This is a genomic window from Thorsellia kenyensis (assembly GCF_042432445.1).
Taxonomy (GTDB): domain Bacteria; phylum Pseudomonadota; class Gammaproteobacteria; order Enterobacterales; family Thorselliaceae; genus Thorsellia; species Thorsellia kenyensis.
In genome coordinates, this window is the sequence record NZ_JBHLXE010000032.1 from 1 (window position 1) to 964 (window position 964).

Annotated in this window: 1 protein-coding gene; it reads right to left on the reverse strand. The window is 43.5% G+C overall.

Features of this window, described 5'->3' with window-relative positions:
- The coding region (locus tag ACFFIT_RS03160) for an Ig-like domain-containing protein (protein ID WP_385876197.1) at positions 1-964 on the reverse strand (964 nt) is incomplete at both ends.

Below are 964 nucleotides of genomic sequence, written 5' to 3' on the forward strand. Positions count from 1 at the left end.
TAGGGTATTTCCTAAGCTACCTTTGAACAGTAAGGTGTTGTCTTTGGTTTTGAAGTCACCTTGTACACCTGTGTCATCGGTAATCGTGTCGAAGGTGATGCTGTTTTGTTTGACATAACTTCTATCAATTTCTAATACTTGGGTATCTTGCGCGCCACCATTACCTGCTTTATCGAACACTTGTGCAATCAAGTTATATGTACCATTCGGGAATGGTCCGATATTGACTGTCCAATTCGTGCTGTCTGTAAAGGTCACGGTGTACCATGTCTTACCATTATCGATAGAGACTTTCACTAGGTCATTACCAATAGCAGAAGACACTTTACCTGTCACATCAAACTTATCTGCCGCTGTTTTGTAATCACCCGGGATGCCTGTATCTGGAGTGACTCCGGTAATATCAACCGTCTTAGTGATGGTCGGTGCAGTTGTATCAACGATAACTAACTGCTCAGCTGAAGCGCCTTCATTCCACGCCGCATCCACTATGCGTACTTTAACGTCATAGTTACCTTGATCGAAATAACGGTTACTGTTTTCATAGAACCACTCAGTACCATTGATGACTGTCGCATATTCCCAACTTTGGCCACCATTGAAGCTTATCAATACTTTCTCACCTTGCGCTAAGCTTCTGTCAAAGTGACCATCAAAACGTAAGGTATTTGAGTTAGTCACAAAGTCATCCGCTATGCCCGTGTCTGGCGTAATCGAATCAATATAGATTTGATTCGATTTGCTCGGTGCTAGGGTATCTACTGTCACAACTTGACTGTCTGTGCTACCAGGGCTGCCAACTGAGTTAACAATACGAACATCAACGGTATGGTTACCCTCTGTCAATACTCGGCTTTCAAATCCTCTGTATGTCCAGCTGTTGCCACTGATGTCTGACGCCGGCACTTTAATCCAATTTTCGCCATCAATACGGATTTCAATGCTCTCACCTACACCTAATGGA